Origin of the sequence: Nocardioides luteus (assembly GCF_000960475.2) — a bacterium.
Lineage (GTDB): Bacteria > Actinomycetota > Actinomycetes > Propionibacteriales > Nocardioidaceae > Nocardioides > Nocardioides luteus_A.
The window spans coordinates 40,031-48,651 of sequence record NZ_JZDQ02000043.1 but is presented as its reverse complement, the minus strand read 5'-3'; the positions used below and the strand labels follow the sequence as shown (position 1 = coordinate 48,651).

The 8,621-nt window shown below is 70.6% G+C and carries 7 protein-coding genes; 4 read left to right on the top strand and 3 right to left on the bottom strand.

The genetic code is table 11. The features are described from left to right. Positions 1–113 precede the first annotated feature (113 nt). Positions 114–962 carry an acyl-CoA thioesterase domain-containing protein gene (locus UG56_RS23950; RefSeq protein WP_045551966.1) on the bottom strand — a complete coding sequence of 283 codons (849 nt, stop codon included), beginning with the start codon at positions 960–962 and terminating at the stop codon, positions 114–116. Positions 963–1,096: 134 nt separating this feature from the next. On the opposite strand from UG56_RS23950, the gene UG56_RS23945 reads away from it, so the two are divergent. Beyond that, positions 1,097–2,479, top strand: coding sequence for an NAD-dependent succinate-semialdehyde dehydrogenase (locus UG56_RS23945; protein ID WP_045551965.1), 1,383 nt, complete (start codon positions 1,097–1,099; stop codon positions 2,477–2,479). A gap of 50 nt (positions 2,480–2,529) precedes the next feature. On the opposite strand, the gene UG56_RS23940 is transcribed toward UG56_RS23945, so the two are convergent. Then, entirely contained in the window at positions 2,530–3,714 is a 1,185-nt protein-coding gene (locus UG56_RS23940; RefSeq protein ID WP_071327292.1) for an FAD-dependent monooxygenase, read from the bottom strand. Between the two features lie 146 nt (positions 3,715–3,860). Further along, complete coding sequence (locus tag UG56_RS23935; RefSeq protein ID WP_045552098.1) at positions 3,861–4,499, bottom strand: PadR family transcriptional regulator; 639 nt, start codon at positions 4,497–4,499, stop codon at positions 3,861–3,863. Positions 4,500–4,610: 111 nt separating this feature from the next. Between UG56_RS23935 and UG56_RS23930 the strand changes: the two genes are divergently transcribed. The 3 genes from UG56_RS23930 (at position 4,611) to UG56_RS23920 (ending at position 8,599) form a co-directional block, all read left to right on the top strand. Continuing rightward, positions 4,611–5,372, top strand: coding sequence for an alpha/beta hydrolase family protein (locus tag UG56_RS23930; protein ID WP_256206867.1), 762 nt, complete (start codon positions 4,611–4,613; stop codon positions 5,370–5,372). A 44-nt stretch (positions 5,373–5,416) separates the two neighbouring features. Next, positions 5,417–6,106 (top strand): hypothetical protein, encoded by a 690-nt coding sequence (locus UG56_RS23925; RefSeq protein ID WP_071327291.1) that lies wholly within the window; start codon positions 5,417–5,419, stop codon positions 6,104–6,106. 285 nt (positions 6,107–6,391) lie between these two features. Next, a complete protein-coding gene (locus tag UG56_RS23920; protein ID WP_045549359.1) occupies positions 6,392–8,599 on the top strand; it encodes a DEAD/DEAH box helicase in 2,208 nt (735 codons plus the stop codon). Positions 8,600–8,621 lie beyond the last annotated feature (22 nt).

Genomic DNA, 8,621 nt, shown 5'->3' with positions numbered 1-8,621 from the left:
CGCCCGACGGGAGTGACGCCTCGCCCGACGGGAGTGACGCCTCGCCCGACGGGAGTGACGCCTCGCCCGACGGGAGTGACGCCTCGGCCGACGGGGCCGACGGCTCGGCAGGGCTAGACAGGAGTGGCGGGGCCACCCTCGACAGGAGCGGTGAAGTCGACGGTGCGCTTGGCGTTGGCGAGAGCGGTGACGGTGGCGGTGCCGATGGTGCCCTCACGGTCGAAGACCTCGGCGGTACCGACGGAGATGCCCTCGTGCGCGACGTGGTCGATGGTGGCGAGGCCGACCTCCATCCCGGCCGGGCGGCGGGCGAGGGCGAGCGAGATGTCGGTGTTGATCCACTCGACGCCGTTGCTGCCCCAGTTGGTGACCATCGAGGTGGCGTCGGCGATGGAGGCGACGGTCTGGAACGGGGTCATCGGCTCGCCGGCGACGGTCGGGACCGCGACCTGCCAGGTGATGTGACGCCCAGCGTTCTGGTGCTTGCCGAAGTCGTCGGACCAGGGGTTGTCGGAGACGAAGAAGGGTACGTGCGGCTCGGAGGTCGGGGGCGCCACGGAGACCGGTGGGGGAGTGGCGCGCTCGCTGGCCGACCAGACATCGCCGGCCGGGTTCTCCCCGGCGAGCAGGTAGGTGCAGGTCGCCCGCGCCACGACCTGTTCCGAGCCGTCCCCGGCCGACTGGACCATCTCGGCATCGAGCAGCGCGATGCGTGGGCCGTTGCGTACGACGCTGGTGCGGATCCTCGTCACCACCATCCGCGGTGGCCGGAACAGATCGACGTGATAGCGCGCGGGCACCAGCTCGGCGGCGCGGCCGAGCACCTCGATCTGGTCCTCGAGACCGCGTGCGATCAGGCCGCTGGCGGCCACCCCGTGCATGTGGTCCTCGGCCCACATGCTGCGAGCCATCGGCGTAGGCTCGAAGCCGTCATCGGTGCGCCGGAAGAATGCGAGATCCATGCGCACATTCTAGAACGTGTCCTAACTTCGGATTCAGTTGTCGAAACCGGTAAATAGTGACGTTTCCGTCGTTACAACCGGCCTAAAACCACGTACCATCGCACCCAAAGCAGCCCCGATCGAAGAGGACGACGATGAGCACCACGCCTCCCTACCAGGTGACCGACCCCGCTACCGGCGAGGTGATCGAGACCTTCCCGTTCGCCACCGACGCCGAGGTGGAGGAGGCGCTGGCGCGGTCCCAGAAGGCGTACGAAGCCTGGCGCGCGACCCCGATCGAGGAGCGTTCCGCGATCGTGAAGCGCGCCGCGGACCTCTTCACCGAGCGCGCCGCGGAGCTCGGCCGGATCATCCGCACCGAGATGGGCAAGAAGGCCTCCTCGGGTGCCGGTGAGGCCGAGTTCTCCGGCGAGATCACCGCCTACTACGCCGACCACGGCCCCGAGCTCCTCAAGGAGACCGACCTGCCCGGTCACGAGGGCAAGGCGGTCATCCAGCGCCTGCCGCTCGGCCCGGTGCTCGGCGTGATGCCGTGGAACTACCCCTACTACCAGGTCGCCCGCTTCGCCGCGCCCAACCTGGTCGCGGGCAACACCGTCATCCTCAAGCACGCCGAGAACTGCCCGCGCTCCTCGGCCGCGATCGCGAAGATCTTCGAGGACGCCGGCCTTCCCGAGGGCGTCTACCAGAACCTCTACGCCACCCACGAGCAGATCGCCACGATGATCGCCGACCCGCGGGTCCGCGCGGTCTCCCTGACTGGCTCCGAGCGCGCCGGCACGGCGGTCGCCGAGGCCGCCGGCCGCAACCTGAAGAAGGTCGTCCTCGAGCTCGGTGGTTCCGACCCCTACATCATCCTCGACTCCGACGACATCGACGCGGCCGCCGAGACGGCGTGGGCGACCCGGATGGAGAACGTCGGCCAGGTCTGCAACGGCAACAAGCGGATGATCGTGAACGAGGGTGTCTACGACGACTTCGTCGCGGCCCTCACCAAGCGTGCCGCCGCGATGACGCCACTCGAGGGCGAGGACGGCGACGACACCGTCTACTCCCCGCTGGTGGCCCGCAAGGCGGCCGAGGCGCTGCACGCGCAGATCCAGGATGCGGTCGACAAGGGCGCCACCCTCCACGCCGGCGGCGAGATCTCCGACGGCCCCGACGCCTTCTTCGCGCCCGCCGTCCTCACCGGCGTCACGCCGGAGATGCGCGCCTACACCGAGGAGCTCTTCGGCCCGGTCGCCGTCGTCTACAAGGTGAGCACCGACGAGGAGGCGGTCGAGCTGGCCAACGCGGTCGAGTACGGCCTCGGCGGCGCCGTCTTCTCCACCGACGAGGCCCGCGCGATCGCCGTCGCCCAGCAGCTCGACGTCGGCATGGCCAACGTCAACACCCCGGCCGGCGAGGGCGCCGACGTCCCCTTCGGCGGCACCAAGCGCTCCGGCTTCGGTCGCGAGCTCGGGCCGCTCGGGATCGACGAGTTCCTCAACAAGCGCCTGTTCTACGTCGAGCGCTGACGGTCGTCGGAGCCTGTCGAGACCGGGCGGTCTCGACAGGCTCCGACCCCTCAGGCGACCTTCGCGTCCCAGTCGATCGCGTAGCGCTGCTCCTCCTCGGCGACGCGAGCCACCGCCTGCGCCCGGAAGACGAGCGGCAGCACCAGCGGCATCACCCGCCGGGCGAGCGGGCCGGGTGCCTTCGCGTGGCTGATCTTCGCCCCGCGCGCCGCGATCTTCTCCACCCGCGTACGCCGCAGACCCTCGTACGCCGCGAACGCCGACTCCACCGACGGCAGGTCGCGCAGGCAGCGAGCCAGCTGGATGCCGCTCTCGATCGCGAGCGAGGCGCCCTGGCCGGTGCTGTTCGACGGTGCGTGCACCGCGTCGCCGACCAGCACCATCCGGCCGCGGTGCCAGTGCGGCACCGGCGGCATGATGTGCAGCGCCCCGACCACCTGCAGCGACTCGGGCGACGTCGAGGCGGCCAGCAGTGCACCGGGGTCGTCGTCGGCGTACACCTCGCGCAGCGTGCGCAGCCACTCCTCGGGCGATGTCCGGCGGGCCTCGGTGAGGCTGAGGTAGGGCGAGGGCAGGTTCACGCCCCACGCCACCCGCCCGTCGCCGTGGCGCCAGTAGAGGTAGTAGGCGCGCTTCCCGAACGCGAAGGTCATCGTCGCCGGCTCGACGTCGAGGTCGACGTCGGCGTACCCGCCGAAGCCGAGCAGCCCGGTGTAGCCCGCGCCGGGCGCGCCCGGGTCGATGAGCGTACGCACGGTCGAGCGCACCCCGTCGGCGCCGACGAGCACGTCACCGCGTGCCGAGGACCCGTCGTCGAAGTGCGCCACCACGCCGTCGGCCTCCTCGGAGACCGAGACGAGCCGTCGCCCGTGCTCGAGGCGTACGCCGACCGCGACCGCCTGCTCGCGCAGGACGCGGTGCAGGTCGGCGCGCTCGATCGCCTGCCGCGCCGGCAGTCCGGACGGCGAGGCGACCAGGTCGAACGTACGGCCGCCGATCGCCATCCGGGAGCGGGTGATCGGGGTGCCGGCCTCGAGCACGCCGGCGGCGGCGCCGATGGTCTCGAGGGCGACGACGCCGTTCGGCTCGAGCGCGAGCAGGCCGCCGATGCCCTCGGTGGGCTCGGGGTAGGCCTCGTAGACGGTCGCCTCGATTCCGGCCTTCGCCAGTGCGGCCGCGGTCACGGGACCGGCGACGCCGCCGCCGATCACGAGTGCTGATGAGATGGATGCCACGGTTCTACTCCTTGGGTGAGGACCGCGACGTCGGGCGGATAGTCTGCTCAGTGCCATCCGAGCCGTGTCGCCGTTGCCGCGGTGCCGGTTCTTTTCGGTGGGCCTGGTGGCGGTGTTGCCGCACCGCCGCCAGGTCGTTCTTGGGTTCAGTCCTGCTCGGCGCCCCGCTCCGCGAGATCGACGAGCTCGTCCGGCATCGCGCCGGAGCGGTGCCACTCGCGCCACTCCTCGACGAGCGGGTAGGTGCCAGCGGTGAGCTCGGCCTGCAGCGTGCGGACCCAGGCGGCCTCGGCCTCGCGCATCGCGATCGCGTACTCCGTCTCGACCAGGAAGAGGCGCGGGATCTCCGCCTCCTCGTACGCCGCCCGCAGCTCGCGCACCATCTGCTCCAGCGCGGTCAGCCGGTCGCGCAGCGCGTCGGCGACCTGGTCGGGGGTGAGCGCGGCCATCATCGAGAGCCCGGCGACGAAGCCGGACTGCTCGCTCACCGGGGTGGTGAGCAGCTCGCGGGTCCACTCGACCAGCTCCCTGCGCCCCGCCTCGGTGATGCGGTAGATCGTGCGCTCGGGGCGCGCGCCCTGGCGGTCGGTGCCGGCGACCTCGAGCAGGCCGTGCTTCTCCAGGTTGGCCACGACCGTGTAGAGCGAGCTCCACTTGATGTCGACGTCGTCGCCCTTGCCGCGGGCGCGCATGAGCGAGGCGATCTCGTAGCGGTGCATCGGACGTTGCACCACCGTGCCGAGCACCGCGAGCCCGGTCAGGTTGCTCACCTTGCGTCGTGCCATCACTCACCTCCGTATATTCGTAGACGAATATACGGCCGCGACCTACTGGCGTCCAGTGAAATTCAGCACGGGTACTCGCACGTAGCGCTCCGGCACGGGACGATGTGGCACGTGGCAACAGAAAAGGTGTGGTTCAAGAGCACGTCCGGGCCGAAGCTGGCCGGTCTGATCGACCTCCCGGAGGGAGACGTACGCGGCTGGGGAGTCTTCAGCCACGGCTTCACCCTCGGCAAGGAGTCGCCGGCGGCTGCGCGGATCTGCAAGCAGCTCGCCGCCGAGGGCATCGGGATGCTGCGCTTCGACAACCTCGGTCTCGGCGACTCCGAGGGCGACTGGGGCAACGGCTCGTTCACCCACAAGGTCGCCGACACCGTCGAGGCCACCCGCTTCATGGCCGAGCGCGGCACCCAGGCCGAGCTGCTCGTCGGGCACTCCTTCGGTGGCGCGGCGGTCCTGGCCGCGGCCCGCGATGCGGTCGGGGTCGACGCCGTGGCGACCGTCGGCGCACCGTTCCAGCCGGCCCACGTGGAGCACAACTACGACGCCGTGCTCTCCCGGGTGCTGGAGGACGGCGAGGCCCCGTGGATGGCGGGCGGCAAGTCGCTGACCCTGCGCAAGGCCTTCGTCGACGACGTACGCCGCGCTGACCTGCGCCAGAAGATCATGCAGCTCAAGAAGCCGCTCCTGGTCATGCACAGCCCCACCGACACCACGGTCGGCATCGAGAACGCCTCCGACATCTTCAACACCGCCCGTCACCCGCGCTCCTTCGTCGCGCTGGAGGGCTCCGACCACCTCCTCACCAAGAAGGGCCAGGCCCAGCGTGCCGCCCGGATCATCTCGGCCTGGGCGGACCAGTACCTGAACGACTGATGTCGTTGCGCCGGACCGGCTCCGGCCTCCGATAGGTTCGGGCCATGGTCAAGAAGCCGAAGTTCCCGATCAAGGAGCTGATCAAGGCCGGTCCGGCAGCGCCGCAGGTGCTGGTGGGCCACCTGGTCGCGACCCAGGGCCCGGAGATCGCCGAGAAGGTGGCCGCGGACCGCGCCGAGCCCGGCTTCGACCCCGAGGCGTACGTCGACGAGCTGATCCGCCGGCACCGCTGGTTCGCCCGCGCGCAGGGGGCCGGCGGTGGCGCGATGATCGCGGTCGCCGAGGTGCCGGCCGTCATCGGCGGGCCGGCCGCGGTCGTGGCGGCCGCCGGCACGGCGATCCTGGGGGACCTGGTCGCGCTGGCGTGGATCGAGCAGCGCCTGGTGATGCACATCGCCGCGGCGTACGGGCATGATCTGGAGGATCCGGCCCGGATCGACGAGTTCCTCAGGCTGGCCGGCGTGGAGCTGCTCTTCGGCGGTGGCGGGGGTGCCGCGGGAGCTGCCGGCAGCCGGTTCGGCGTCCGTGCCGCCTCCCGCTGGGCGGCGAGCAAGACGGTCGAGGCGACCAAGGGGATGGCGCAGCTCGTCGGTGCCCGGGTGGCCCGGCGTGTCGTCCTGCGCGGCATCCCGGTGCTCAACATCCCGCTCGGTGTGGTGCTCTCCGACGTCGCCACCAAGCGTCTCGGAAGGCGCGCACGCGAGTTCTACCGGACTCGTCCGAGGTCCTCCTGACACCCACGTTTGATCAATTGACAGAAAACACCGAACGAGACTTCCACTAACAGGTGTGGGTGGGGTTACACTCGCTGCAAGCGCCCGGCTCGTGGACGTTCGTCGTGGGGACCGAATGAGTCACTGGCCCGGTCGATGAGGCGCCGATCGCGCGTATCCGCTGTTTGGCACGCGGTCGTCAGTCGTCTGCCATCGATCTGCGTGAGCCCTGGGAGGGCGACCGGCCGATGAGGGTCGGCATTTGGACATGCCACTCACCCGTGCGTGGCCCCAAGGAGGATTCAGTTGGCTCAGGGAGCCGCTACCCGGCGCAACAACCGGTCCGGCCGTTCGCGAAGCAACGGCAGCGCCGGCAGGTCCGGGCAGAACGGTCGCCGCAAGGGCGTCCACAAGGACAACGAGGGCATCATCCCGGTGCTCGCCCAGGTCGTCCGTGAGGTGGAGTCGGCGGTGCAGCGCCGTTCGGCCATGCCCGACGTGCGCACCAAGTTCCAGGTCGTCGCGCTCCTCGCCCGAGACGAGCGCCACCGTGTGCTCGAGGACGAGACCCTCAACGAGGGACGACGCGCCGAGCAGCTCAAGCGTCTCGACGGGATCGCCACGATCCTCGCCAAGACCGCGACCATGGACTCGCGCCTGTTCGAGCTCCTCGCCGAGGACGCCGAGATCTCCGAGGCCGCCGTCGACCTCAAGCACGAGCTGATGGCCCGTGGTGGCGTCGACGTCCCCGAGGACGAGGAGGAGGACGAGGACGAGACGCCCGCCGTCGTGGTCCCCGACAAGCGCGTGGTCCCGACGAGCGTCATCCAGCGCCAGCTCTCCAACCCGTTCCTGGTCCCCGACTTCACCAACGCCCGGCCGCCGGTGCACGCCCGCCGCCTCTCCGGCTGGGAGCTCCTCGGGCCGCTGTTCCGCAGCTTCGAGTACGCCGACTCCGGGCCGTCCTGCATGCCGCTGCCCGACCCGCCCGCCTACGGGCCCGGTCACGTCGACGCGCCCGGCACCCGCGAGCTCATGCACCACCAGGCCCAGCTGGTCGCATCGGCGGCCGCCGGCCACCGCTCCTACCTCCTGGCCGACGAGCCCGGCCTCGGCAAGACCGCGCAGGCCCTGCTCGCCGCCGAGGCGGCCAACGCCTACCCGCTCCTCGTGGTCGTGCCCAACGTGGTCAAGGCCAACTGGGCGCGCGAGGTCAGCCTCTGGACGCCGTCCAAGAAGGCGACCGTCGTGCACGGCAACGGTGAGGACATCGACGGCTTCGCCGACATCATCGTGGTCAACTACGAGATCCTCGACCGCCACGTCGGCTGGCTCGGCGACTTCGGCTTCAAGGGCATGGTCGTCGACGAGGCCCACTTCATCAAGAACAAGTCCTCCCAGCGCTCCCAGCACGTGCTGGCCCTCTCGGAGAAGATCCGGCAGCGTACGGCCAACCCGTTGCTGATGGCGCTGACCGGCACCCCGCTGATCAACGACATCGAGGACTTCCGGGCGATCTGGCAGTTCCTCGGCTGGATCGACGACGTCAAGCCGCTGGGCGGTCTGCTCGAGGGGCTCGAGGAGACCGGGCTGACCCCGCAGGACAACAGCTTCTACGGCGCCGCCCGCCGCGTCGTGGTCAACCAGGGCATCGTCCGCCGCCGCAAGATCGATGTCGCCAGCGACATCCCGGCCCGGCGCGTGGCCGACCTCCCGGTCGAGCTCGACGACGCCGAGGGCCGCTCGATCCGGGCCGCCGAGGCCGAGCTGGCCAAGCGGATGATGCAGCGTTACGACACCGCGATCGAGACCCGGGTGACCGGCGCCAAGCCGGCGCCGGGCGAGCTCGACCTCGAGCTGATCCGCCGCGTGGCCACCTGGGAGCGCGAGGACCAGGACGCCTCCACCGGCGAGAACGTCTTCGGCATGATGCGCCGCATCGGCAAGGCGAAGGCCACGCTGGCCGCCGACTACGCCGCCCAGCTGGCGCGCAACGTCGGGAAGGTCGTCTTCTTCGCCAAGCACATCGAGGTCATGGACACCGCCCAGAAGCTCTTCGAGGAGCGCGGCATCCGCTACTCCACGATCCGTGGCGACCAGACCTCGAAGGCACGCGAGAAGGCCATCGACGAGTTCATGAACGACCCCGAGGTCGAGATCATCGTCTGCTCGCTGACCGCAGCGGGCGTCGGCGTCAACCTCCAGGCCGCCTCCAACCTGGTCCTGGCCGAGCTCTCCTGGACCGACGCCGAGCAGACCCAGGCGATCGACCGGGTCCACCGCATCGGCCAGACCGAGCCCGTCACGGCCTGGCGCATCATCGCCAGCCAGACCATCGACACCCGGATCGCCGAGCTGATCGACTCCAAGGCCGGCCTCGCGGCTCGTGCCCTGGACGGCTCCGACGAGGAGGTCACCGACTCCGCCGACGTGCAGCTCGAGGCCCTGGTCTCGCTGCTCACCGACGCGCTCCGCAAGCGCGAGTCGGGTCGCCGGGGTCGCCGCGCCGCCTGACCCGGTCTCCGGGACCCGATCC